The following is a 221-nucleotide window of genomic DNA, read 5'->3' as shown; positions in this document are numbered from 1 at the left end:
TAATCTGTTCTCCCTCTCCCTGTGGGAGAGGGCCGGGGTGAGGGCATCAGCGTGCGCCTTTCCCCCTCACCCTAACCCTCTCCCTCAAGGGAGAGGGGACTTGAGTTACTGCACCGCTTTATTCACGCTGGTCATCGCCCCGAGCGCGGCGGTCAGGCGGTCGAGATCGTCCAGCTGCGCCTGAATTTCCGACACTTTGCTGGTCTTCTCTTCTTCCTTCA

The 221-nt window shown here is 60.2% G+C and carries 1 pseudogene; it reads right to left on the bottom strand.

Annotated elements, in window-relative coordinates:
* Positions 1-105 precede the first annotated feature (105 nt).
* Positions 106-221, bottom strand: a pseudogene (locus RRF55_RS28810) (phosphonate ABC transporter substrate-binding protein); the annotation flags it as partial.

The sequence above is a fragment of the Klebsiella sp. K47 genome (assembly GCF_051858335.1).
GTDB lineage: Bacteria > Pseudomonadota > Gammaproteobacteria > Enterobacterales > Enterobacteriaceae > Klebsiella > Klebsiella pneumoniae.
The sequence above is the reverse complement of the archived record's forward strand: the minus strand, read 5'-3'. Positions and strand labels throughout refer to the sequence as shown.